Source organism: Pseudomonas sp. GD04058, from assembly GCF_029836855.1.
Classification (GTDB): Bacteria; Pseudomonadota; Gammaproteobacteria; order Pseudomonadales; family Pseudomonadaceae; genus Aquipseudomonas; species Aquipseudomonas bharatica.
Window position 1 is genome coordinate 345,233 of sequence record NZ_JAOECN010000001.1, and the last position, 24,433, is coordinate 369,665.

Below are 24,433 nucleotides of genomic sequence, written 5' to 3' on the forward strand. Positions count from 1 at the left end.
AACGCATCAGGGCCAGCCAACTATTTTTGCTGCCAAACCCCTTGTTTTCCTGCAAACAGGGGGAATTTTGTCTTCATATTTGTAACATAAATGTTACGGGGCCATCATTGACCAGATGAACCTGCATGTCGGCGCCGAATCGACCGCTGCCGACAGTGCCGTGCTTGAGCCTCGCCTGGGCCAGAAGGTAGTCGAACAGCTCGGCGCCGAGGGCCGGTGGCGCGGCAGTGGAGAAGCTCGGACGCAGGCCGCTGCGGGTATCGGCGGCGAGGGTGAACTGCGACACCAGCAGCAGGCCGCCGTCGATGTCCTTGAGGGAAAGGTTCATCTTGCCCTGCGGGTCGCTGAAGACCCGATAGTTGAGCAGCTTGTGCAGGAGCTTGTCGGCATGCTCCGGGGTGTCGCCGGGCTCCACCGCGACCAGCACCAGCAGGCCCTGGTCGATCGAACCGACGATTTCCCCTTCTACCTCCACCCGGGCGCCACGCACCCGTTGCAACAGGCCCTTCACGCTTCTTCCAGAGGCAGGTCGAGCAGGCGCCGGGCCATCTGGTCGGCGGCGCGCACCAGGGCATCGGTGATGCCCGGCTCGGAAGCGGCATGCCCGGCATCACGGATCACCTTCAGCTCACTGTTCGGCCAGGCCTGGTGCAGTTCCCAGGCGTTGTCCAGCGGGCAGATCACGTCGTAGCGGCCGTGCACGATCACCGCCGGCAGGTGAGCGATCTTCGGCATGTCGCGGATCAGCTGGTTTTCTTCGAGGAAGGCGTTGTTGACGAAGTAATGGCATTCGATACGGGCGATGGACAGCGCGCGCTGCGGCTCGGAGAAACGGTCGACCACCAGCGGGTTCGGACGCAGCGTCGCGGTGCGGCCCTCCCAGGTGGACCAGGCCTTGGCCGCATGCATCTGGGCGATCTGGTCATTGCCGGTAAGGCGCTTGTGGAAGGCCTGGACCAGGTTGTCGCGCTCTTCCAGGGGGATCGGCGCGATGTAGTCCTGCCAGTAGTCCGGGAACAGGCGGCTGGCGCCAGCCTGGTAGAACCATTCGATTTCCTGTGGGCGACACAGGAAGATGCCGCGCAGGATCAGGCCATGGACGCGCTCGGGGTGGGTCTGGGCGTAGGCCAGGGCCAGGGTCGAGCCCCAGGAGCCGCCGAACAGCACCCACTTCTCGATACCAAGGTGCTTGCGGATGCGCTCGAGGTCTTCGACCAGGTGCCAGGTGGTGTTGTTTTCCAGGCTGGCGTGGGGCGTGGAGCGGCCGCAGCCCCGCTGGTCGAAGGTAATGATGCGGTAGACGGTGGGATCGAAGTAGCAACGGCTCTGCGCATCGCAGCCGGCGCCGGGGCCACCGTGGATGAACACCACCGGCAGACCTTCCGGTGAACCACTTTCATCGACGTACAGCACATGCGGTGCTTCGACTGCCAGATCGTGCCGGGCGTAGGGTTTGATCTGTGGGTACAAGGTCTGCATTACGCACTCCGTGTGGGAATTGTTCGGCCGTTCGGCATCATAAACCCGAAATGCGCTTTGAGCATGCCCCGTTGGGTCAAGTGTTGTTCAGGTAATCATATGCTGCGCTCCGGGGCCTCATCGCTGGCAAGCCAGCTCCCACAGGGTTTTGCGGCGCTGCGGACACCGTGAAGCATGCCCCGGTGGTCAAGTGTTCTTCAGGTAATCATGTGTATCACTGGCAAAGCCACCCACAGGTTCACCACCTTCCTTGAAAGCGGCGCCGTACCTGTGGGAGCTGGCTTGCCAGCGATTGCGTCAGTTGTATCGCCGCTGAGCCCAGCCCAGAACCTCTTCCAGCAATCCGCGCAACACCCCCTGCGTCGGCTCCGCCAGATCCTCCCGATAGGTAAATGGCTCAACCTCCTCCATATATGTGCTCTGCGCCAGCTCCAGTTGCACTGCATGGATATCCTGCGCCGGATCGCCGTAATGCCGGGTGATATGCCCGCCCTTGAAGCGCCCGTTCAGCACATGGGTATAGCCCAGCGCCCCGGCACACACTGCCTTCAACCGCTCGGCCAGTTCAGCATCGCAGCTCGCGCCGTTGAACGTGCCCAGGTTGAAGTCCGGCAGTTTCCCGTCGAACAGATGCGGCACATGGGACCTGATCGAATGCGCATCCCACAGCAGCGCATAACCAAACTCCGCCTTCAACCGCGCCAGTTCGTTGCGCAAGGTGTCGTGATAGGGCCGCCAGATGCTTTCCAGATAACCCGCCCGCTCGGCCGCCGACGGCACCTTGCCGTGCTCGAACAGCGGCTCGCCGTCGAACAGCGTCGCTGGGAACAACCCGGTAGTCGCGCCGACATACAGCGGCTGGTCATCCTCGGGCCGGTTCAGGTCGATGACGAAGCGCGAATACTCCGCCGCCACCACGCTGGCGCCCATGCCGCGGACGAAGTCGTACAGCCGCGGGATGTGCCAGTCGGTATCCGGCAGGCTGCGGGCCGCCGGAACCAACCCGTCGCGTACCGCCGGGGTCAGCTTCAGGCCGGCGTGGGGCATGCTGACCAGCAGCGGCAGCCTGCCCTGGTGAAAACTCAGAACCTTGTCCATCGTCGTGCCTCAATCAGTCAGTTCGACGCCGTGGCGCACCACGCGCTTGTCCAGTTCACCGCCGAGCCAGTAGGCAAGGTCGGCTGGACGCTCGATATCCCAGGCAACGAAGTCGGCGACCTTGCCCACTTCCAGCGTGCCATGGCTGTCGCCCAGCCCCAGCGCCGTGGCGGCATGGGTGGTCACGCCAGCCAGTGCCTCTTCCGGGGTCATGCGGAACAGGGTGCAGGCCATGTTCAACATCAGCCGCAGCGACAGCGCCGGCGAGGTGCCGGGGTTGAGGTCGCTGGCGATGGCGATCTTTACCCCGTGCTTGCGCAGGGCATCCATCGGAGGCAGCTGGGTTTCCCGCAGGTAATAGAAGGCACCGGGCAGCAAAACGGCGACGGTGCCGGCGGCGGCCATGGCGATGCAGTCGCCCTCGGTCATGAACTCCAGGTGATCGGCGGACAGCCCGTGATACCGCGCCGCCAGGCTGGAACCCGCCAGGGACGACAACTGTTCGGCATGCAGCTTGATCGGCAGGCCCAGTTCCTGCGCCTTGATGAACACCCGCTCGACCTGCTCCGGCGAGAACGCCAGGTATTCACAGAAGGCGTCCACCGCATCCACCAGCCCCTCGGCGGCCAGGGCCGGGAGCATCACTTCGCAGATGTGGGCGATGTAGTCGTCGCTGCGGTCCTTGTATTCCGGCGGCAACGCGTGGGCCGCCAAGCAGGTGGCGCGCACGGTCAGCGGCAGGGTTTCGCCGAGGCGGCGGGCGACCCTGAGCATCTTGCGCTCGTTTTCCAGGTCGAGGCCGTAGCCGGACTTGATCTCCAGCGTCGTCACCCCGTCACGCATCAGCGCCCGCACCCGGCGCAGGGCGCTGGCATACAGTTCGTCTTCGCTGGCGGCGCGGGTTGCACGCACGGTGCTGGCGATACCGCCGCCCTGGGCGGCGATCTCGGCGTAGCTGACGCCCAGCAGGCGCTGTTCGAATTCGCCGCTGCGATTACCGCCAAACACCGTATGGGTGTGGCAGTCGATTAACCCGGGCGTGACCCAGGCGCCGCCCAGGTCCACCCGGCTTGCCTCGCCAATGTCCGGTAGCGAGCCGCGCGGCCCGATCCAGTCGATACGCCCGCCGAAAGTGACGATGGCCGCATCCTCGATGATCGAGTAGCTGCCGTTGGCCATGCTCGCCACATGGCAGTGCTGCCAGAGGGTCTTCATTGCTCGTGCCCCCGCTCAGTCCAGGCTCGGCAGCACGCCGCCCGGCAGCAGGCCGGTCAGGCGAGCTTCGGCCAGCAGTTCGACGGCAATCTCGATATCCGGGGCGAAGAAGCGGTCCTTGTCGTAGTGCGGTACGCGATCGCGCAGGGTCTTGCGCGCCTGCTCCAGCTTGACCGAGGTCTTCAGCCCGGTGCGCAGGTCCAGGCCCTGGCAGGCGCCGAGCCATTCGATGGCGAGGATGCCGCGGGTGTTCTCGGCCATCTCCCACAGGCGCTTGCCGGCCGCAGGGGCCATGGACACGTGGTCTTCCTGGTTGGCCGAAGTGGGCAGGCTGTCGACGCTGTGCGGGTGGGACAGCGCCTTGTTCTCACTGGCCAGGGCGGCAGCGGTGACCTGGGCAATCATGAAACCGGAGTTGACCCCGCCGTTTTCCACCAGGAACGGCGGCAACTGCGACATGTGCTTGTCCATCATCAGCGAGATGCGCCGCTCGCTCAGCGAGCCGATCTCGGCGATGGCCAGGGCCAGGTTGTCGGCGGCCATGGCCACCGGCTCGGCGTGGAAGTTGCCACCGGAAACCACATCGCCCTGCTCGGCGAACACCAACGGGTTGTCGGAAACGGCGTTGGCTTCGATGGCCAGCACTTCGGCGGCCTGGCGCAACTGGGTCAAGCAGGCGCCCATGACCTGCGGCTGGCAGCGCAGGGAGTACGGATCCTGGACCTTGCCGCAGTGTTCATGGGAAGCGGACACCTCGCTGCCTTCGCCGAGCAGGTCGCGGTAGCAGGCCGCCGCGTCGATCTGCCCGCGCTGGCCACGGGCGGCATGGATGCGGGCATCGAACGGCGAGCGCGAGCCGAGCACCGCTTCGACGGTCAGGCCGCCGCAGGCGATGGCAGCGGCGAACAGGTCTTCGGCTTCGAACAGGCCGCGCAGGGCATAGGCGGTCGAGGCCTGGGTGCCGTTAAGCAGCGCCAGCCCCTCTTTCGCCGCCAGGGTCAGCGGCTTGAGGCCGGCGATCGCCAGTGCATCCACGGCCGACAGCCATTCGCCCTTGTGCCGGGCCTTGCCTTCACCCAGCAACACCAACGACATATGCGCCAGCGGCGCCAGGTCGCCGGACGCACCCACCGAGCCTTTCAGCGGGATATGCGGGTAGACCTCGGCATTGACCAGGGCGATCAGCGCATCGATCACCACCCGGCGGATCCCCGAGAAGCCGCGGCTCAGGCTGTTGATCTTGAGCACCATGATCAGCCGGACCATGGCGTCGTCCAGCGGCGCGCCGATGCCCGCGGCATGGGACAGGACCAGCGAGCGCTGCAGGTTTTCCAGGTCGTGGCTGGCGATGCGGGTCGAAGCCAGCAGGCCGAAACCGGTATTGATGCCATAGGCGGTGCGATCCTCGGCGAGGATCCGCTCGACACAGGCGACGCTGGCCTCGATCTGCGCCGCAGCGCTGGCCACCAGGCTCAGGCGCGCGGGGGTTTTGTAGATGCCGCGCAGTTCGGCGAGGCTGACCTGGCCGGGAATCAGGTTGAAGACTTGCATGTTCAGGCTCCTTGTATGAGGTCAGAGCAGGGTCGGCAGCACGTGCCGAGGGCCCTGCGGCTGTTTGAGCAACGCGGCCGCACGGGCGATGTCCGGCGCCAGCCAGCGGTCCTGCTGGTAGGCCGGGACCTGTTCGCGCAGCAGTTGCCAGGCGCGTTGGGTACCGGCGCCAAAGCGCTGCTCCTTGAGAAATTCGAAGGCCTGGGCCGCCAGCAGGTACTCGATGGCGAGGATCTGCGTGCAGTTTTCCAGGGCTTTGTGCAGCTTGAGCGCGGCACTGGTGCCGAGGCTCAGATGGTCTTCCTGCAGGCCGGAGGTGACGTAGTTATCCACAACTGCCGGCTGGGCCAGCTGGCGGTTTTCCGCGCACAGCGAAGCGGCGACGTACTGGACGATCATCATCCCGGAATTGACTCCCGGTTCGCTGACGAGGAACGCCGGCAGCCCGCTGACATGCGGGTTGACCAGGCGATCGAGGCGGCGCTCGGCGATCGAGCCGGTCTCGGCCACGGCAATCGCCAGCAGGTCGGCGGCCATCGCCACCGACTGGCCGTGGGGGTTGGCCTGGGACATCACCCGGAAATTGTCCGGAGTGCCCAGCAGCAAGGGGTTGTCGGTAGCCGAGTTGAGTTCGGTTTCGATCTGCCGTGCGGCGTGGGCAAGCTGGTCGCGGGCAGCGCCGTGAACCTGGGGAATGGAACGGATGCTCAGGGCGTCCTGGGTGCGGATGCCCTTGCTGCTGGCGATCACTTCGCTGCCGTCGAGCAAGGCCCGCAGGTTGGCACCGACCTGCTGCATGCCCGGATGCGGCTTGAGCGCGATGATGTCGGCATCGAACGCGGCGATCTGCCCGCGCAGCGCCTCGAAGCTCATGGCCGAGACGATATCAGCCCATTGCAGCAGGTGGCCGGCATCGGCCAAAGCCAGGCAGCTCAAGCCAGTCATGCACGGCGTGCCGTTGACCAGGCACAGGCCGTCCTTCGCGCCAAGCACCACCGGTTTCAGGCCTTCCTCGGCCAACGCTTCGGCCGCCTCGACGATCTGCCCGCGATAACTGACCTTGCCCACGCCCAGCAGGCAGATGCCGACATGGGCCATATGGGTCAGGTAACCCACAGAGCCCTGGGACGGCACCTGCGGGGTGATACCGCGCTCCAGCAAGGCCAGGAGCATTTCCACTACCGGCCGCTGGATCCCGGACTTGCCGTGGCTGTAGTTGACGATGGCGGCGCAGATGATCGCCCGGGTCTGCTCGTCGGCGAGCACCGGCCCGACCCCGCAGGCATGGCTGAGCAAGGTGTTGCTCGACAGCCGGCGCAGTTGCTCGCCTTCCAGGGCGACGTTGCACAACGCGCCCAGGCCGGTATTGACGCCGTAGGCGCGCTCGCCGCTGTCGACGATGCGCCGGACGATGGCCTGGGCATTCTCGATCCGTGCCCAGGCACTATCGGCCAGGGCCAGGCGGGCACCGTGGCGGGCCACGGCGACGATGTCCTGCCAGCGCAGCGGGGCGTCGGCGATCACGACATTTTCGGGTTGCTGCATGACGGTCCTCATACGGTGGCGGCGCGGCGCTGGACGAAGCGGTCGACGTATTCGTCGGCCGGCGAATGGAGGATCTCCCGCGGCGTGCCGACCTGGATCAGGCGGCCGTCCTTGAGGATCGCGATGCGGTTGCCGATGCGCACGGCTTCATCGAGGTCGTGGGTGATGAAGACGATGGTCTTGTTCAGGGTCTTTTGCAGCTCCAGCAACTGGTCCTGCATCTCGGCGCGGATCAGCGGGTCGAGGGCGCTGAAGGCTTCGTCCATGAGGATGATGTCGGTATCCGCCGCCAGGGCCCGGGCCAGGCCCACGCGCTGGCGCATACCGCCGGACAACTGGTGTGGCCAGGACTTCTCGTAGCCCTTGAGGCCCACGGTGGTGATCCAGTGCTGGGCGCGCTCGGCGCACAGTTGCTTGCTCTCGCCACGCACCTTGAGCCCGTAGGCGACGTTTTCCAGCACGGTCTTGTGCGGCAGCAGGCCGAAGCTCTGGAACACCATGCTGATCTTGCGCCGGCGGAATTGGCGCAAGGCTTCCATGTCGTAGCCCATGATGTCCTCGCCATCCACCAGGATCGCCCCGCTGGTGGGGTCGATCAGGCGGTTGAAGTGGCGCACCAGGGTTGATTTGCCCGAGCCGGACAGGCCCATGATGACGAAGATCTCGCCAGCACCGATGGACAGCGACAGGTCGTTGACCCCGACCACGCAGCCGGTCTTGGCCAGCACCTGCTCCTTGCTGTGGGATTCGCGGATCAGTTGCAGCGCTTCGTCCGCGCGCTGGCCGAAGATCTTGAACACGTTCTTCACTTCGATCTTGTTCATCGCCGCCGTACTCATTTGCTCACCTCATGCCGCGCCCGGCCGTAGGCCTGGGTAATGCGGTCGATCACCACCGCGAGAATCACGATTGCCAGCCCGGCTTCCAGGCCACGACCGACGTTCAGGGTCTGGATGCCCACCAGCACGTCCTCGCCCAGACCACGGGCACCGATCATCGAAGCGATCACCACCATCGACAGGGCCATCATGGTGGTCTGGTTGATCCCGGCCATGATGCTCGGCAGCGCCAGCGGCAGCTGCACGCCGAACAACTGCTGCCAGCGGTTGGCACCGAAGGCGTTGATCGCTTCCATGACCTCGCCATCGACCTGGCGAATGCCCAGGTCGGTCAGGCGGATCAGCGGTGGCGCCGCGTAGATCACCGTAGCGAAGATCGCCGGCACCTTGCCCAGGCCGAACAGCATCAGCACCGGGATCAGGTACACGAAGCTGGGCATGGTCTGCATGATGTCGAGCAGCGGCATGAGGATCGAACGCAGGCGGTCGCTGCGCGCCGACAGGATGCCCAGGGGAATGCCGATCAGCACCGAGATCAGCGTCGCCACCAGCATCAGCGCCAGGGTCTGCATGAGCTTGTCCCACAGCCCCACGGCACCTACCAGGAACAGCAGGCCGACGATCACCAGGGTCGGCAGCGCACGGCGGGTGGCATGCCAGGCGATACCGGCGACGATCGCCAGCATCAGCCACCAGGGCGTGGCCCGCAGCAGGCCTTCGAGATTGACGATGGCCCACAGCAGGGTGTCGGAGATCTGCCGGAATACATCACCGTAGTTGGTCACCAGCGCATCGACCCAGCCGTTGACCCAGTCGGCGATGGAGAAGGTAAGTTTTTCGGGGAACATAGGGTTCACTCATCAGGTGGTCGGGTTTGCTCAGAGCGCTGCGTCGATCTTCTTCGCCGCGTCCTCGCTGACCCATGCATGCCAGACTTCAGGATGTTCCTTGAGGAAGGCCTTGGCCAGCTTCGGCGACTCGATGCGCTCCTTGCTCATGCGCGCCAGGTTCTGGTTGAGCAGGTCGAGGGGCAGGTTGACCTTCTGCAGCACCGCGACCAGTTCCGGAGCGCCTTCATGGAAGGCTTTCGACAGGCCGACCTTGATGCTCACGCTCTTGTCGACGCCGGGCTTTTCGTCCAGCTTGACCAGGTCGACCTGGCCCATCAGCGGAGTCGGGGTCCAGTAGTAGAAGAGGATCGGCTCGCCGCGCTTGTAGCTCGACAGCACCGCCGCATCCAGTGCCGGGCCGGTGCCCGGACGGAAATTGGTATAGCTGCTGTCCAGGCCGTAGTCCTTGAGCATTTCGGTATTGTCCAGCTCGCAGGTCCAGCCGGCCGGGCAATTGTAGAAGCGCCCCTTGGAAGGCTCCTCCGGGTCCTTGAACAGCGCCGCGTACTGGCCGAGATCGGCGATGGCCTTGAGGTTCGGCGCCTTGGCCTCCAGCTTGCGCTTGGCGTCGCCTTCGATCACATAGCGCGGCACGTACCAGCCTTCGATCGCCCCCACCACCGGCGCGCCGACGCCAACCACCTTGCCGGCGGCCTCGGCCTTCTTCCAGACCTCGCTGCGGCCCACCCACTCTTCGGCGAAGACCTGGATGTCATTGGTGCCCAGGGCGTTTTCCATGGTGATGGAGTTGCCCGGCAGGCTGTCGGTTTCGCAGCCGTAGCCGTTCTTCAGGACGAACTGCATGACATCGGTCAGCAGCATGCCGCTTTCCCAGTTCAGGCCGGCGAACTTCACCGGTTTGCCGGATTCGCACCAGCCGGCGGCCTGGCTCACGCCGGACAGGCTCAACAGGCCAAGGGCACACAGCGACGCAAGCAGGGTCTTGTTGGTTTTCATTGCATGACGCTCCCAATCAGGAAAGTGGATATCGGCAGTTCAGAGGCCTTCCGGTCGTCCCTTCCATGAAACGCCGCTGTGGCCGGGGCCGTGCATGGCGGCCCCGGCAACGCGGATCAGCCGGTGATCATCGGCAGGTTCAGGCCCTGCTCTTTGGCACACTCGATTGCAATGTCGTAACCGGCATCGGCGTGGCGCATCACGCCGGTGCCCGGGTCGTTGGTCAGCACGCGGGCGATACGCTCGGCCGCTTCATCGGTACCGTCGCAGACGATGACCATGCCCGAGTGCTGGGAGAAGCCCATGCCCACGCCACCGCCGTGGTGCAGCGAGACCCAGGTGGCACCGCTGGCGGTGTTCAGCAGGGCGTTGAGCAGCGGCCAGTCGGACACGGCATCGGAGCCGTCCTTCATGGCTTCGGTTTCACGGTTCGGGCTGGAAACCGAGCCGGAGTCCAGGTGATCGCGTCCGATAACGATAGGCGCCGACAGCTCGCCACGACGGACCATTTCGTTGAACGCCAGGCCGAGCCTGGCGCGCTGGCCCAGGCCGACCCAGCAGATACGCGCCGGCAGGCCCTGGAAACTGATGCGCTCGCGGGCCATGTCCAGCCAGTTGTGCAGGTGGGCGTCGTCGGGGATCAGTTCCTTGACCTTGGCGTCGGTCTTGTAGATGTCCTCGGCATTGCCGGACAGCGCGGCCCAGCGGAACGGGCCGATGCCGCGGCAGAACAGCGGACGGATATAGGCCGGGACGAAGCCGGGGAAGTCGAAGGCATTGGCCACGCCCTCTTCCTTGGCCATCTGACGGATGTTGTTGCCGTAGTCGAAGGTCGGGATGCCCTGTTTCTGGAACTCGAGCATGGCCTGGACGTGCACGGCCATGGATTGCTTGGCGGCCTTGACCACGGCGGCAGGCTCGGTTTTCGCGCGGTCGCGGTACTGCTCCCAGGTCCAGCCGGCAGGCAGGTAGCCGTTGAGCGGATCATGGGCGCTGGTCTGGTCGGTGACCATGTCCGGGCGCACGCCGCGCTTGATCAGCTCCGGGAGGATTTCCGCCGCGTTGCCCAGCAGGGCGATGGAGATGGCCTTGCCTTCGGCGGTGTACTTGGCGATGCGCGCCAGGGCGTCATCGAGGTCCTTGGCCTGTTCGTCGACGTAGCGGCTGGACAGGCGGAAGTCGATGCGGCTCTGCTGGCATTCGATGTTCAGCGAACAGGCACCGGCCAGGGTCGCGGCCAGTGGCTGGGCGCCGCCCATGCCGCCGAGGCCGGCGGTCAGTACCCATTTGCCCTTGAGGTTGCCGTTGTAGTGCTGGCGACCGGCTTCGACGAAGGTTTCGTAGGTGCCCTGGACGATGCCCTGGCTGCCGATGTAGATCCAGCTGCCGGCGGTCATCTGGCCATACATGGCCAGGCCCTTGGCATCCAGTTCGTTGAAGTGTTCCCAGTTGGCCCAGTGCGGCACCAGGTTGGAGTTGGCGATCAGTACACGAGGGGCGTTGGCGTGGGTCTTGAACACGCCGACCGGCTTGCCGGACTGCACCAGCAGGGTCTCGTCGTCATTCAGGTTGGTCAGGCTCTCGACGATCTTGTCGTAGCACGCCCAGTTGCGCGCCGCACGGCCGATACCACCGTACACCACCAGTTCCTTGGGGTTCTCCGCCACTTCCGGGTCGAGGTTGTTCATCAGCATCCGCAGCGGCGCTTCGGTCAGCCAGCTCTTGGCGGTCAGCCTGGTGCCGCGCGGGGCGCGGATTTCGACGTCACGGAATTTGTTCAGGTTGTTGTCAGTCACGAAAGGGCTCCTCGAGCGATCTATCCAGTCCAAACCCAGGCAGTGGGCCAGCGGTGATACCGGTTTGCTAACGGCGTCGAGGGGATGGCCTGTCCACTCATACGCACACATCTTTACTTGTACATACAAGCATATGCAATTGAATTGCCAATCCCGGGAAACGCTTAATGAAAAAATTCCGCACAGGGCTACAGCCCTTGTGCGACAAGGCCGGGAAATCTTGCAGAGGGAGAGGGAAAAAGCTGGAGGGCGGTGCGAGAAGCAAGGTGGCGTTGCGCCACCTTGGGGCATTCAGTAACAAAATGTGCGGCGCTGGTGCGTTACCCGGAAACAGCGATCAGTTCGATCAGGCAGCAGCGGCCGGTGATATCCAGTTCGCGCAGTTGCTGGTTGTCCTTGAGATAGAGGCAGTCGTACAGGCCGAGGGCCTGACCGGGTTGACCACTGATCCCGACCTGCAGCGCCGGCTGGGCGCTGAACAGCAGCACGGTGCTGGCCGAGGTGAATACACGGGCATAGCCGCTGAACCACTGCACCCGCGCGCGGTAACGCTGCGGTGCGTAGATCAGGTTGAAATCGCGGATCGGCCCGCCCAGCAGGCGGCAACTGACCTGGCTGGCACCACTGAACCCGTAGGCGTCGAACGGCAGCAGCACGCGGCTCGGCTGGCCGTCGACTTCCAGGACCATGCCATCGCCTTGCAGCACGGTGATGATCCGCTGGTAACCGGCGAAGCTGGAGAAATCCCCCGACTCACCGATATCGGCGATCGACAGGCGCCAGCCGAACCCATCCAGGCCCTGGCCGGCGTCGCGGGTGATTTCTTCGGTACTGCCGCCACCGTTCTTCCACGGCATGCGCGGATAATCGGCGGCGCGTAACAGGGTCAACTCGGTCATTTGCTGAAGCGTCCTTCGAGGCGATGGCGGGAGCCGGGGTGGATCAGGCGCGCGGCAGTCACCGGCTGGCGGCCCGACCAGGTGCGCCGGCGGATCAGCAGGCACGGCTCGCTGTGTTCGATCTGCAGCAGGCTGCATTCATAGGCATCGGCGAGAATCGCCTCGACCACGTGCTCGCCCTCGGTCAGCGGCGCGACCTGGGACAGATAGGCGTAGGGGGTCTGCCGGGTGAAGTCCTGCTTGAGGTAGTCCGGGGCGATCTGCGCATTGACGTAGCGGTCTTCGATCTGCACCGGCACGCCGTTTTCGTAATGCACGATCAACGAGTGGAAAACCCGCTGCCCCTCGCGCATGTCCAGGGCCAGGGCACGCTCGGAACCGGCGGCTTCCTCGGCCAGGGTCACCACCTTGCAACTGTGCTGGTGGCCGCGGGCGGAGATTTCGTCGGCGATGTTGTGCACATCGAACAATGCCGAATGGGTCTTGGGTTCCGCCACGAAGGTTCCGACGCCCTGCATGCGCACCAGCAGCCCTTCGGCGGTGAGTTCGCGCAGGGCACGGTTGATGGTCATGCGGCTGAAGCCCAGCTCGGCGACCAGTTCGCTTTCCGAAGGCACCCGATGATGGGGCGGCCAGGTGCCGCTCTCGATCTGCTGGACGATCATCTGCTTGACCCGGGCATACAGCGGCGCCGGCCCCTCGCCCATCTGGGCAACCAGCGTGGAGACAGGAGGTTTCGGCACTGGAAAAGTCCTTGTTCTATTGAATGAACGGTAGCTTGCCGGAGTTTACCGGGCAGGCAAACGTCTGTATATGTATATACAAATAACAGAACGGAGTGCCGTGTCGATGTCCGTGTACTTTGCCGAACGTGCGTTGCTGCCCAGCGGCTGGGCGAAACAGGTCCGAATCGAGGTTGACGCGAACGGCGTACTGACGTCGATCCAGGCCGGTGCTTCACCGGACGGCGCGGAAAAACTCGGCGGCCCGCTCCTGCCGGGAATGCCCAACCTGCATTCGCATGCCTTCCAGCGCGCGATGGCCGGGCTGGCGGAAGTGGCGGGCAACCCGAACGACAGCTTCTGGACCTGGCGCGAACTGATGTACCGGCTGGTGGGCAAGATCAGCCCGGAACAGCTCGAAATCATCGCGCGCCAGCTGTACATCGAGATGCTCAAGGCCGGGTATACCTCGGTGGCGGAATTCCACTATGTGCATCACGCCCCCCAGGGCCAGGCCTACGCCGATCCGCTGGAACTGTCGCGGCGAATCAGTGCAGCGGCGAGCCACAGCGGGATCGGCCTGACCCTGCTGCCGGTGCTCTACAGCCACTCCGGCTTCGGCGGCCAGGCGCCGAACGACGGGCAGCGGCGCTTTATCAACAGCACCGACCAATACCTTGAACTGCAATCGCGCCTGAAACCCGTGCTGGCCGCACAACCGGCCCAGGCACTGGGCCTGTGCTTCCACTCGCTGCGGGCGGTGACGCCAGAGCAGATCGCCACCGTCCTGGCCGCCAGCGACACGGCCTGCCCGGTGCATATCCATATCGCCGAGCAGCAGAAGGAAGTCGACGACTGCCTGGCCTGGAGCGGGCGGCGACCATTGCAGTGGCTGTATGAGAACGTCGCGGTGGACGAGCGTTGGTGCCTGGTGCATGCCACCCATGCCGAGGCAGATGAGGTGGCGGCGATGGCCCGGAGCCGGGCGATTGCCGGCCTGTGCCTGACCACCGAGGCGAACCTCGGCGACGGGATCTTCCCGGCCGTGGATTTCCTCGCCCAGGGCGGGCGCCTGGGCATCGGCTCGGACAGCCATGTGTCGCTGAGCGTGGTCGAGGAATTGCGCTGGCTGGAGTATGGCCAGCGTCTGCGGGATCAGCGGCGCAACCGCCTGTATGGCGCGGCGCAGCCGATGGTCGGGCGGACCTTGTTCGATGCAGCGCTCGATGGCGGCGCCCAGGCGCTGGGGCAGCCGATCGGCGAATTGGCGGTGGGCAAGCGGGCCGACTGGATCGTGCTGGACGGGCGGGATCCGTACCTGGCGGTGGCCGATGGCGACAGTATCTTGAACCGCTGGTTGTTCGCCGGTGGGGATCGGCAGGTTCGGGATGTGATGGTGAACGGGGTTTGGGTGGTGCAGCAGGGGCGGCATGCTGGTGAAGAGGACAGTGCCGAGGCGTTTGGCCGGGTACTGAGGGAATTGCTCGGTTGAACCTAAGGGCCCTATCGCTGGCAAGCCAGCTCCCACAAGGACCGCGTGCACTGCGAATTCAGGTTTGAATATCAGGGCCTCATCTCTGGCAAGCCAACTCTCATAGAACAAAACATAACTCTTTGATTTGCAGGGACCTTGTGGGAGCGGGTTCACCCGCGATTGCTATTGTGAATTCACTACCGCAATCGCGGGTGAACCCGCTCCCACAGGGTACGCGTCGTGCTTTGGAACTGTTCTCTGCGCGACAGCGCAGCCTGAAAGGCTGGGCGGACTCCCACAAATCAGCACAAATCTTGAGGTCTGTGCAGTACCTGTGGGAGCTGGCTTGCCAGCGATAGGGCCCGAAAGAACACCACAAAATCTCAGGGCTTGCGCGCGATGTCCCGGTCCGACACCCGCCATACCAGGCGGGTGGTGTCGTACCCCTGCTGCCGCGCCTTGGCCAGCAGGCTCTCGCGCTCTACCGCCGGCAAGGTCGGCGTACGCGACAACAGCCACAGGTACTTGCGATCCGGATTGCCCACCAGCGCCGTCTGGTAGTCGCTGCTGACATACAGTACCCAGTAGTTGCCCTTCGGCGCCCCGGGCAACTTCATGAACCAGTTATCGAACTGCACCCACAGCTTGTCGGTCTTGCCCGGCTCCTGTGGCGTGGCGCTGCCGCTGGCTTCCTGCCACTTGCCGTCCAGGGTCAGGCAACGATTGAGCACACCCACGCTGCCATCGGCACGCAGGTTGTAATGCGCTTCGGATTGCGCGCAGTCGCGCTGGAAGAACATCGGCAGCCGGGCCAGCTCGTACCACTTGCCCTGATACCGTTTCAAATCGACGTTTTCCACCGTCTTCGGCGGCATGGGCCCGACCTGCGGCGTGGCGCAACCCGCCAGCGCCAGGGCGGTACAGCATGCCAGCAAAGCGCGACGCATCATTTCAGGCCCTGCCCCGCGTACATCAGCACCTTGTCGCCAGCGTACTGGACACTGATGAAGGTCTTTTCATCCCCCCAGGTACAGCTGGACACACCCAGGGCGCCGGAACATTCGGTCGGGCTTCCCAGCAGTTGCTCGACCTCCGCCTTGGTCATACCGGTCTTGAGCTTGGAATAGTTCTCCTGGTTGAGCTTGCTGCAGGCAGCCAGCAACACGCACAGGGACAAGAGGGCGAGGGAACGCACGGACATGGGGGGTACTCCTGGGAATGAGGTGACAGGGGCCAGACCACTGCCGACAGCTTAGAAGGCAAAACCTCACTCCGGTTCCCGAAGGCGTGCGCTTTCGGTAAGCCGCAGGATCGATGGGCCTTGCAGAAGTTGACGGGCGCTAGATAGCAAAACGCCGGCTATGCCGGCGTTTTGCTTTGGGGAACCGCAGGAAACGGGGTCAGAACCGGGAGCCAGGTTCCAGGAGGAAATCCATTTCTTCGCTGGTACTGGGTCGCCCGAGCACCAGGTTGCGGTGCGGGAAGCGCCCGAAACGGGCGATCACGCGCTGATGCTGCTCGGCATAGTCGAGGAATCCCTCGAACAGGCGGCGATCCGCCGCCGGCTGTGCTGCCAGCAGGGTCTGGTAGCGCTCGACGCAGATGTTCTGCCAGTCCAGCACTTCGGCATGCTCCAGCACCAGCAGGATGAACACCCGCTGCAATGGCAGCAGCTGGTAGTCCCAGGCCCGGTCCAGGCCCTGCATCACCAGGACCTGGGCGCGCCGGTCGCCATCGAAGGCGCGCGGCGTGTCGCGGTAGATCATCCGCGGCAACTGGTCCAGCAACAGCACCAGCCCGAGCCAGCCCTGCGGGCTTTCCAGCCACTCCTCCAGGCCTCCGGCCAGCGCCTGCTCGACCAGCGGGCCGAAGCGCTCCTGCGCCTCGGCGTCATGCTGCTTGCCGAACCACAGCGTGCTCTTCTCGTCAGCGACGTCCTGCGGGCTGGTGCCCCATCCGAACCACCATTCCAGCAGCGGCTGCCAAGGTGCGAGCATGGCGGGTTACTCCTGGTGATAACCGGTGACGCGCTGGACTTCCTCTTTCGAACCGAGGAATACCGCAACGCGCTGGTGCAGGCTGTCCGGCTGGATGTCAAGGATACGCTGCTTGCCATCGGTGGACGCACCGCCGGCCTGCTCGATGATGAACGACATCGGGTTGGCTTCGTACATCAAACGCAGCTTGCCCGGCTTGGACGGCTCGCGCGCGTCACGCGGGTACATGAACAGGCCGCCACGGGTCAGGATGCGATGCACGTCGGCCACCATCGAGGCGATCCAGCGCATGTTGTAGTTCTTCTTCAGCGGGCCGGTCTCGCCTGCCAGCAGCTCGCCAACATAGCGGGTCACCGGTTCTTCCCAGTGACGCTGGTTGGACATGTTGATGGCGAATTCGGCGGTGCTTTCCGGAACCTTGATGTTCTCGTGGGTCAGGACGAAGCTGCCCAGCTCGCGATCCAGGGTGAAGCCCTTGACGCCGTTGCCCAAGGTCAGGATCAGCATGGTCTGCGGGCCGTAGATGGCATAGCCGGCGGCGACCTGCTTGGTGCCCGGCTGGAGGAAGGCCTTTTCGTTCAGGCTTTCGTTCTGGCTCAGGTATTCGTTAGGGCAGCGCAGTACCGAGAAGATGGTGCCGACCGAAACGTTGACGTCGATGTTCGACGAGCCGTCCAGCGGGTCGAAGACCAGCAGGTAGGCGCCTTTCGGATATTTGCCCGGAATCTGGTAGGCATTGTCCATTTCTTCCGAGGCCATGCCGGCCAGGTGACCGCCCCACTCGTTGGCTTCGAGCAGGATGTCGTTGGAAATCACGTCCAGTTTCTTCTGGACTTCGCCCTGCACGTTTTCCGTGCCCATGCTGCCCAGCACACCGCCGAGGGCGCCCTTGGACACGTTGTGGCTGATTTCCTTGCATGCACGCGCCACCACTTCGATCAGGAAGCGCAGATCGGCAGGGGTGCTGTTGCTACGGGTCTGCTCAATCAGATAGCGACTCAGGGTAACGCGGGACATGTATGGCTCCGGAGGAATGAGGGAGTAAGAAAAACCCACGCAGTTTACAGGGAGAGGCAGGCGCGGGCGAGCAGTAGGACAGCCCTGCCCGATCAGACGGCACATCCGGGATCTGGTTCCCGCCGTTCGCCGCGCCTTTCCCGACTATTCCAGCGCCGTCCAGATTTCCCGGGCGTATTCGCCAATGGTCCGGTCCGACGAGAACCAGCCCATGCGTGCGGTATTGAGCACCGCCGAGCGCCACCAGCGATCAGGCTCGTGCCAGAGCTCGTCGACCCGTCGCTGGGCCTCCCAATAGGCGTCGAAATCGGCGCAAAGCAGGAAGCGGTCGTAGGACACCAGCGAGTCCACCAGCCCGACGTATCGCGCCGGATCGTCAGGCGAGAACACCCCGCCACGGATCGCCTGGAGCACGTCGTTGAGCCGGTGCGAGGCCCCGATGATCGGGCTGGCATCGAAATCGCCGTTGCGCTTGCGGCCTTCGACCTGCTGGGCGGTGAGGCCGAAGATGAACATGTGCTCGGCCCCGACCTGTTCGCACATTTCCACGTTGGCGCCATCGAGGGTGCCGATGGTCAGCGCGCCGTTGAGGCCGAACTTCATGTTGCTGGTGCCCGAGGCTTCGTAGCCGGCGGTGGAGATCTGCTCGGAAAGGTCCGCCGCCGGGATGATGCTTTCCGCCAGGCTGACGTTGTAGTTGGGCAGGAACACCACCTTGAGCAGGCCGCGTACCGTCGGGTCGTTGTTGACGACCTGGGCGATATCGTTGGCCAGCTTGATGATCAGCTTGGCCTGGTGATAGCTGGCTGCGGCCTTGCCGGCGAAGATCTTCACCCGCGGCACCCAGTCGGTGCCCGGCTCGGCACGGATCGCCTGGTACAGGGCGACGGTATGCATCAGGTTGAGCAACTGGCGCTTGTACTCGTGGATACGCTTGACCTGAACGTCGAACATCGCCTCGGGATTGACGGTGATACCCAGGCGTTCCTGGATGATCGCCGCCAGTGCACGCTTGCTGTGCAGGCGCTGCTCGGCGAACTTCTTGCGGAACCCGGGCTTGTCGGCGAAGGGTTCCAGGTCTCGCAGCCTGGTTTCCGGGCTGTCCAGCAGGTCCTCGCCGAGGGCGTTGACCAGCATGGCGGTGAGCTGCGGATTGGACTGGTACAGCCAGCGGCGGAAGGTGATGCCGTTGGTTTTGTTGTTGATCCGCTCCGGGTAGAGCTTATGCAGCTCGGAAAACACCGTGCTGCGCATCAGCTTGGTGTGCAATGCCGAGACGCCGTTGACGCTGTGCGAACCGAGAAACGCCAGGTTGCCCATGCGCACCCGGCGGCCGTTGTCTTCCTCGATCAGCGACACCGCGCGCAGCACGTCGAAGTCGTGGATGCCCTTGGCCCGCAGCGAGTCGATGTGATACGCGTTGATCAGGTAGATGATCTGCATGTGCCGCGGCAGCATGCGCTCCATCAGGTTCACCGCCCAGGTCTCCAGCGCTTCCGGGAGCAGGGTGTGGTTAGTATAGGCGAGGGTATTGACGGTCAATTGCCAGGCGGTGTCCCACGGCACTTCATGCTGGTCGACCAGCAGACGCATCAGTTCGGCCACGGCGATCGACGGGTGGGTGTCGTTGAGCTGGATGGCTGCCTGTTCTGGCAGGTTGAGCAGGGTGTCATGCATGTTCAGGTGGCGGCGCAGCAGGTCCTGCAGCGATGCCGAAACGAAGAAGTATTCCTGGCGCAGGCGCAACTCCTGCCCGGCCTCGGTGCTATCAGCCGGGTAAAGCACCCGGGAAATGCTCTCGGCCCGGGCCACTTCCGCCACCGCGCCCAGGTGGTCGCCCGCATTGAAGCGTTCCAGGTGCAGCTCCTCCAGCGCCCTCGCCCGCCACAGGCGCAAGGTATTCACGCTCGCGCCACGCCAGCCCACCACCGGCGTGTCGTAGGCCACCGCACGTACGGTTTCCGCCGGCCACCACACCTGGCGCGGCTCGCCATCGCCACCGTGCACGGTCTCCACTCGCCCGCCGAAGCTGATCGGATAGATCACCTCGGCCCGCTCGAACTCCCAGGGGTTGCCGAAATCCAGCCAGTTCTCGGTCTGCTCCTGCTGCCAGCCATCCACCACCGCCTGGCGGAACAGCCCGTGCTCGTAGCGGATGCCATAGCCGTGGGCGGCGATACCGAGGGTCGACATGGATTCCATGAAACACGCGGCCAGGCGCCCGAGGCCGCCATTGCCCAGCGCCGCGTCGGGCTCCAGCAGGCGGATGCGCTCCAGGTCCACGTCGAGCCCCTGCAGGGCTTCGCGGGCCACCTCCAGCAGGCCGAGGTTGCTCAGGCTGTCGTAGAGCAGCCGGCCGATCAGGAATTCCAGGGAAAGGTAATAGACCCGCTTCTGGCTACTGCGGTAGATCTGCCGCGTGTGGTCCATCCAGTGATCGACCATATGGTCCCTGGCGGCCAGGGCGATGGCTTCGAACCAGTCATGGTCGAAGGCGTGTTCCGGGTCCTTGCCGACCGCATAGGTCAGTTTTTCCAATACAGCGGTGCGAAACGCGGCCACCTCTGCGTCACGAGCGTTCGATTCCTGAGACATGCGGGGTCCTCGAGCGGGTTTGACGATTGCCGATGGTGATCTGACAGCCTAGACGCTTCGACACAGAGCGTCGGCGCGGGTTCGCCAGGGCTCGTTGCAAACCTCTGCAAAAGCGGGACCGATTGCCAGGGATTTCGCAAATGGTTGTTCACATTTTGATCAACTCCGGTATGATCGCGCGCCTTCCTATACCTATATGCCTGACCCCTGATGAAACCGACCCTGATTGCCGCCGCCGAGCTCGACCGTCTCGAAACGTGGCAGAAATACGCCAGCCACATGTGCGGCGGCTGCATGTCCACCTGCTGCACCTTGCCGGTGGAAGTGAAGTTGAAAGACCTGATCCGTATCGGCGTGGTGGACGAATTCGAGGTGGGCGAGCCGCCGAAGAATATCGCCAAGCGGTTGCAGAAGGATGGCATCGTCGAGCGCTTCAACCAGAAGTCCGGGATCTTCACCCTGACCCGCATGAGCAACGACGACTGCCTCTATCTGGACCGCAAGACCCGCCTGTGCACCATTTACGACAAGCGTCCGGACACCTGCCGCAATCACCCACGGGTCGGGCCGCGGCCGGGATACTGTGCCTACAAGCCGAAGCCGGCGAGCCGCTAAAAGCATCGCTGGCAAGCCAGCTCCCACAGGTACGGCGCATGCAGACCCTGTGGGAGCTGGCTTGCCAGCGATGAGGCCCTGAAAAACACCACAAGAATTTCAGGCAAAAAAAAGCCCCCGGCCTTGCGACCAGGGGCTTTTTCATTTCAAGCCGGGCTTAGTTGGCCTTGGCTTTCTTGGCAGCGCGGGTACGCTCGCCTTCGTCGAGGATCTTCTTGCGCAGACGGATCGACTTAGGAGTAACTTCGCACAGCTCGTCGTCCTGGATGAATTCCAGGGCCTGTTCCAGGGTGAAACGAACCGGCGGAACCAGGGCGATGGTCTCGTCCTTGCCCGAAGCACGCATGTTGTCGAGCTTCTTGCCTTTGGTAGGGTTCACACCCAGGTCGTTGTCACGGCTGTTCAGACCAACGATCTGACCGTTGTAGATTTCCTGGCCGTGCTCGACGAACAGCTTGCCGCGCGCCTGCAGGGTTTCCAGGGAGTAGGTCAGGGCCTTGCCGGTCTCGACCGAAACCAGTACGCCGTTCAGGCGGCCGGACATGTGGCCGGATTTCATGGTGTCGTAGCGGTCGAAGATCGAGGTCAGGATGCCTGCACCGTTGGTCAGGGTCAGGAACTGGTTACGGAAACCGATCAGACCACGAGCTGGAATGTTGTATTCCAGACGTACACGGCCTTTGCCATCCGGCGCCATGTTGGTCAGGTCGCCCTTACGCAGGCCCATTTCTTCCATGACCTTGCCCTGGGATTCCTCAGGGATGTCGATGGTGACGTTCTCGAACGGCTCGTGCTTGACGCCATTGACTTCGCGAATGATCACTTCAGGACGGCCTACAGCCATCTCGAAGCCTTCGCGACGCATGGTTTCGATCAGGACCGACAGGTGCAGTTCACCACGGCCGGAAACCTTGAATTTATCAGCGGAGTCGCCTTCTTCAACGCGCAGTGCAACGTTGTACAGCAGTTCCTTGTCCAGACGCTCCTTGATGTTGCGGGAGGTCACGAACTTGCCTTCCTTGCCGCAGAACGGCGAGTCGTTCACCTGGAAGGTCATGGAAACGGTCGGCTCGTCGACGGTCAGCGGCTTCATCGCTTCGACTGCGTCCGGGGAGCACAGGGTGTCGGAGATGAACAGCTCGTCGAAACCGCTGATGCAGACGATGTCGCCAGCCTGGGCTTCTTCGACGTCAACGCGGTGCAGGCCGTGGTGGCCCATCAGCTTCAGGATACGACCGTTGCGGCGCTTGCCGTCGGTGTCGATGGCGACGACCGGGGTGTTCGGCTTGACGCGGCCACGGGCGATACGGCCAACGCCGATAACACCGAGGAAGCTGTTGTAGTCCAGAGCGGAGATCTGCATCTGGAACGGACCGTCACGGTCAACGGCAGGCGCTGGTACGTTGTCGACGATCGACTGGTACAGCGGGGTCATGTCTTCGGCCATTTCGGTGTGGTCCAGACCGGCGATGCCGTTCAGGGCCGAGGCGTAGACGACCTTGAAGTCCAGCTGTTCGTCGGTGGCACCGAGGTTGTCGAACAGGTCGAAGATCTGGTCCAGGACCCAGTCAGGACGCGCGCCCGGACGGTCGACCTTGTTGATCACGACGATCGGCTTCAGACCGGCTTCGAACGCCTTCTTGGTCACGAAGCGGGTTTGCGGCATAGGGCCGTCCTGGGCGTCGACCAGCAGCAGCACGGAGTCGACCATCGACATGACGCGCTCTACTTCACCACCGAAGTCGGCGTGGCCGGGGGTGTCGACGATGTTGATGTGGTAGCCATTCCAGTTGATGGCGGTGTTCTTCGCCAGAATGGTAATACCGCGCTCTTTTTCCTGGTCGTTGGAGTCCATGACGCGCTCGTCGTTGAGCTCGTTACGCTCCAGGGTGCCGGACTGGCGCAGGAGTTTGTCGACCAGGGTGGTTTTACCATGGTCAACGTGGGCGATGATGGCGATGTTGCGCAGATTCTCAATCACTGTGTGTATCTCGATCTCAGGTATTCGGTGCCGCCGCCAGGGCAGCGGGTTTCAGTAAACGGAGCAGGAAATCCGGTCGGGAGGACGATGGCGGGAACGATCGCCATCGTGCTTCCTAGGCGGGGCGATAAACGCGCACATTGGCGTGTCCCTCACTGAGCAGGTGATGAGCATGCAGGCGGCTCATGACACCTTTATCGCAATAGAGCAAATATTGGCGGTTGCCATCCAGGTGCTTGAAGCGGCTGTTCAGGGCATAGAACGGCACGGCCTGGACTTCGATGCCGTCGAGTTGCAGGGGCGCGTCTTCCTGGGCATCGGGGTGGCGGATATCGATGACGATCTGGCCCGGCAGGGCTTCGGCAAGCTCTTCGACCTGCACGTCCTGACCCAGTTCATCGATCACGTTGTCGATGGAGATGTAGCGGGCACGCTCCAGGGCGCGCTCCAGCACCTGCATGTCGAAATGCTTCTCTTCGTGATCGACGCGATGGCGCTTGGCGCAGGTGGTCGGGTTCACCGAGATCACACCGCAATATTCCGGCATATGCTTGGCGAACTCGGCGGTACCGATCTGGTAGGCCTGGTCGATGATGTCCTGCTTGTGGCTGGCCAGCAGCGGACGCAGCACCAGCTTGTCGGTGGCCGAGTCGATCACCGCAAGGTTCGGCAGGGTCTGGCTGGACACCTGGGAAATCGCCTCGCCGGTCACCAGCGCATCGATTTCCAGGCGGTCGGCAACGCGGGCGGCAGCGCGCAGCATCATGCGCTTGAGGGTCACGCCCATATAACTGTTGTCGACCTTGCCGAGGATCTCGCCGACCACTTCCTCGAACGGCACGCTGACGAACAGCACGCGCTGGCTGCTGCCGTATTTCTTCCACAGGTAGTGGGCGACTTCCATCACCCCCAGCTCGTGGGCACGGCCACCCAGGTTGAAGAAGCAGAAGTGGGTCATCAGGCCGCGGCGCATCATCTGGAAGGCCGCGACGGTAGAGTCGAACCCGCCGGACATCAGTACCAGGGTCTGCTCCAGCGCGCCCAGCGGGTAGCCGCCGATACCCTTGTGCTGGTTGTGGATCACGTAGAGGCGTTTGTCGCGGATCTCGATGCGCACCTCCACTTCGGGAGTGCGAAGGTCGATGCCGGCAGCACCGCACTGCTGGCGCAACTGGCTGCCCACGTAGCGATCGACGTCCATCGAGGTGAAATCATGGTGGCCGCCGCGCTTGCAGCGCACGGCGAAGCGCTTGCCGGCCAGCAGGTGGCCGAAGTGGGTTTTGCACTTGGCGACGATATCGTCGAAGTCGCCCAGCGGGTATTCGTCCACCTGGAGGAAATGCGCGATGCCCGGCATGCAGGTCAGGCGCTCGGTGATCTCGCGCAGCACTTTCTCGTCCTCGACGCGGGTGACCACTTCGAGGTTGTCCCAGACACCATCGACCTTGACCTCGGGGTCGAGCTCACGCAGCACGGCGCGGATATTGCGGCCGAGCTGACGGATGAACCGCTTGCGCACCGGGCGGCTCTTGATGGTGATTTCTGGAAAGACTTTGACGATCAGTTTCATGGAAAACAGCGCGCGAGCGGCCAGCCGAAAAAGGGGGGCGCGGATTATAGCGGAAATTGCTCAAGGTTTGACCAACTTTTGTCCGATCACCTCAATGCGCACCAAATTGGTTCATTTTCCCAAATTGCCGCATCTAAAGAGTGCAGAAAAAATCGACATTTCCTACAGAAACGGCTTAAACGCGAGAAAAGGG

General features: G+C 63.7%; 21 protein-coding genes. 2 read left to right on the forward strand and 19 right to left on the reverse strand.

Going from position 1 to position 24,433, the window contains the following annotated elements:
- Nucleotides 1-73: 73 nt before the first annotated feature.
- The 12 genes from dtd to hutC form a co-directional block, all read right to left on the reverse strand.
- Nucleotides 74-511, reverse strand: a complete 438-nt coding sequence (gene dtd / locus N7650_RS01475; RefSeq protein WP_064302615.1) for a D-aminoacyl-tRNA deacylase — start codon at nucleotides 509-511, stop codon at nucleotides 74-76.
- Nucleotides 508-1,479 carry a prolyl aminopeptidase gene (gene pip / locus N7650_RS01480; RefSeq protein WP_009397744.1) on the reverse strand — a complete coding sequence of 324 codons (972 nt, stop codon included), beginning with the start codon at nucleotides 1,477-1,479 and terminating at the stop codon, nucleotides 508-510. The genes dtd and pip overlap by 4 nt, the downstream gene beginning before the upstream one ends.
- 297 nt (nucleotides 1,480-1,776) lie before the next feature.
- Nucleotides 1,777-2,577, reverse strand: a complete 801-nt coding sequence (gene hutG, locus N7650_RS01485; protein ID WP_009397742.1) for an N-formylglutamate deformylase — start codon at nucleotides 2,575-2,577, stop codon at nucleotides 1,777-1,779.
- A 9-nt stretch (nucleotides 2,578-2,586) separates the two neighbouring features.
- A complete protein-coding gene (gene hutI, locus N7650_RS01490; RefSeq protein WP_279896730.1) occupies nucleotides 2,587-3,792 on the reverse strand; it encodes an imidazolonepropionase in 1,206 nt (401 codons plus the stop codon).
- A gap of 15 nt (nucleotides 3,793-3,807) precedes the next feature.
- Nucleotides 3,808-5,343: a histidine ammonia-lyase gene (gene hutH / locus N7650_RS01495; RefSeq protein WP_009397738.1), complete on the reverse strand. Its 1,536-nt coding sequence runs from the start codon at nucleotides 5,341-5,343 to the stop codon at nucleotides 3,808-3,810.
- 21 nt (nucleotides 5,344-5,364) lie between these two features.
- Nucleotides 5,365-6,888: a histidine ammonia-lyase gene (gene hutH, locus N7650_RS01500; RefSeq protein ID WP_279896733.1), complete on the reverse strand. Its 1,524-nt coding sequence runs from the start codon at nucleotides 6,886-6,888 to the stop codon at nucleotides 5,365-5,367.
- A gap of 8 nt (nucleotides 6,889-6,896) precedes the next feature.
- Nucleotides 6,897-7,727: a glycine betaine/L-proline ABC transporter ATP-binding protein gene (locus tag N7650_RS01505; protein WP_009397736.1), complete on the reverse strand. Its 831-nt coding sequence runs from the start codon at nucleotides 7,725-7,727 to the stop codon at nucleotides 6,897-6,899.
- Nucleotides 7,724-8,575, reverse strand: coding sequence for a proline/glycine betaine ABC transporter permease (locus tag N7650_RS01510; protein ID WP_009397735.1), 852 nt, complete (start codon nucleotides 8,573-8,575; stop codon nucleotides 7,724-7,726). Before N7650_RS01510 ends, N7650_RS01505 begins: the two co-directional genes overlap by 4 nt.
- Before the next feature lie 30 nt (nucleotides 8,576-8,605).
- On the reverse strand, nucleotides 8,606-9,574 hold the full coding sequence (locus tag N7650_RS01515; RefSeq protein WP_279896735.1) for an ABC transporter substrate-binding protein: 969 nt from the start codon (nucleotides 9,572-9,574) through the stop codon (nucleotides 8,606-8,608).
- A gap of 116 nt (nucleotides 9,575-9,690) precedes the next feature.
- Nucleotides 9,691-11,370 (reverse strand): urocanate hydratase, encoded by a 1,680-nt coding sequence (gene hutU, locus N7650_RS01520; RefSeq protein WP_009397732.1) that lies wholly within the window; start codon nucleotides 11,368-11,370, stop codon nucleotides 9,691-9,693.
- A 320-nt stretch (nucleotides 11,371-11,690) separates the two neighbouring features.
- A complete protein-coding gene (locus tag N7650_RS01525) occupies nucleotides 11,691-12,269 on the reverse strand; it encodes a HutD family protein (RefSeq protein WP_009397730.1) in 579 nt (192 codons plus the stop codon).
- On the reverse strand, nucleotides 12,266-12,976 hold the full coding sequence (hutC, locus tag N7650_RS01530) for a histidine utilization repressor (protein ID WP_167654034.1): 711 nt from the start codon (nucleotides 12,974-12,976) through the stop codon (nucleotides 12,266-12,268). Before hutC ends, N7650_RS01525 begins: the two co-directional genes overlap by 4 nt.
- A 142-nt stretch (nucleotides 12,977-13,118) precedes the next feature.
- Between hutC and N7650_RS01535 the strand changes: the two genes are divergently transcribed.
- Nucleotides 13,119-14,483: a formimidoylglutamate deiminase gene (locus N7650_RS01535; protein ID WP_279896739.1), complete on the forward strand. Its 1,365-nt coding sequence runs from the start codon at nucleotides 13,119-13,121 to the stop codon at nucleotides 14,481-14,483.
- A gap of 365 nt (nucleotides 14,484-14,848) precedes the next feature.
- Here the strand turns inward: N7650_RS01535 and N7650_RS01540 are convergent, their stop codons facing one another.
- From N7650_RS01540 to N7650_RS01560, 5 genes are all read right to left on the reverse strand, one after another.
- Nucleotides 14,849-15,412 carry a lipocalin family protein gene (locus N7650_RS01540; protein WP_009396125.1) on the reverse strand — a complete coding sequence of 188 codons (564 nt, stop codon included), beginning with the start codon at nucleotides 15,410-15,412 and terminating at the stop codon, nucleotides 14,849-14,851.
- Nucleotides 15,412-15,666: an outer membrane protein assembly factor BamE gene (bamE, locus tag N7650_RS01545; protein ID WP_009396124.1), complete on the reverse strand. Its 255-nt coding sequence runs from the start codon at nucleotides 15,664-15,666 to the stop codon at nucleotides 15,412-15,414. The genes N7650_RS01540 and bamE overlap by 1 nt, the downstream gene beginning before the upstream one ends.
- Nucleotides 15,667-15,865: 199 nt before the next feature.
- Nucleotides 15,866-16,462: a DUF924 family protein gene (locus N7650_RS01550; protein WP_009396123.1), complete on the reverse strand. Its 597-nt coding sequence runs from the start codon at nucleotides 16,460-16,462 to the stop codon at nucleotides 15,866-15,868.
- 6 nt (nucleotides 16,463-16,468) lie between these two features.
- Nucleotides 16,469-17,479 carry a class 1 fructose-bisphosphatase gene (locus N7650_RS01555; RefSeq protein WP_009396122.1) on the reverse strand — a complete coding sequence of 337 codons (1,011 nt, stop codon included), beginning with the start codon at nucleotides 17,477-17,479 and terminating at the stop codon, nucleotides 16,469-16,471.
- A gap of 144 nt (nucleotides 17,480-17,623) precedes the next feature.
- Nucleotides 17,624-20,074, reverse strand: coding sequence for a glycogen/starch/alpha-glucan phosphorylase (locus N7650_RS01560; protein WP_279896744.1), 2,451 nt, complete (start codon nucleotides 20,072-20,074; stop codon nucleotides 17,624-17,626).
- Nucleotides 20,075-20,284: 210 nt separating this feature from the next.
- Between N7650_RS01560 and N7650_RS01565 the strand changes: the two genes are divergently transcribed.
- Nucleotides 20,285-20,689, forward strand: coding sequence for a YkgJ family cysteine cluster protein (locus tag N7650_RS01565; protein WP_009396120.1), 405 nt, complete (start codon nucleotides 20,285-20,287; stop codon nucleotides 20,687-20,689).
- A 157-nt stretch (nucleotides 20,690-20,846) separates the two neighbouring features.
- Here the strand turns inward: N7650_RS01565 and typA are convergent, their stop codons facing one another.
- Together typA and thiI are read right to left on the reverse strand one after the other, a co-directional pair.
- A complete protein-coding gene (gene typA / locus N7650_RS01570; protein ID WP_009396119.1) occupies nucleotides 20,847-22,670 on the reverse strand; it encodes a translational GTPase TypA in 1,824 nt (607 codons plus the stop codon).
- A gap of 115 nt (nucleotides 22,671-22,785) precedes the next feature.
- Nucleotides 22,786-24,240, reverse strand: coding sequence for a tRNA uracil 4-sulfurtransferase ThiI (gene thiI / locus N7650_RS01575; RefSeq protein ID WP_279896745.1), 1,455 nt, complete (start codon nucleotides 24,238-24,240; stop codon nucleotides 22,786-22,788).
- Nucleotides 24,241-24,433 lie beyond the last annotated feature (193 nt).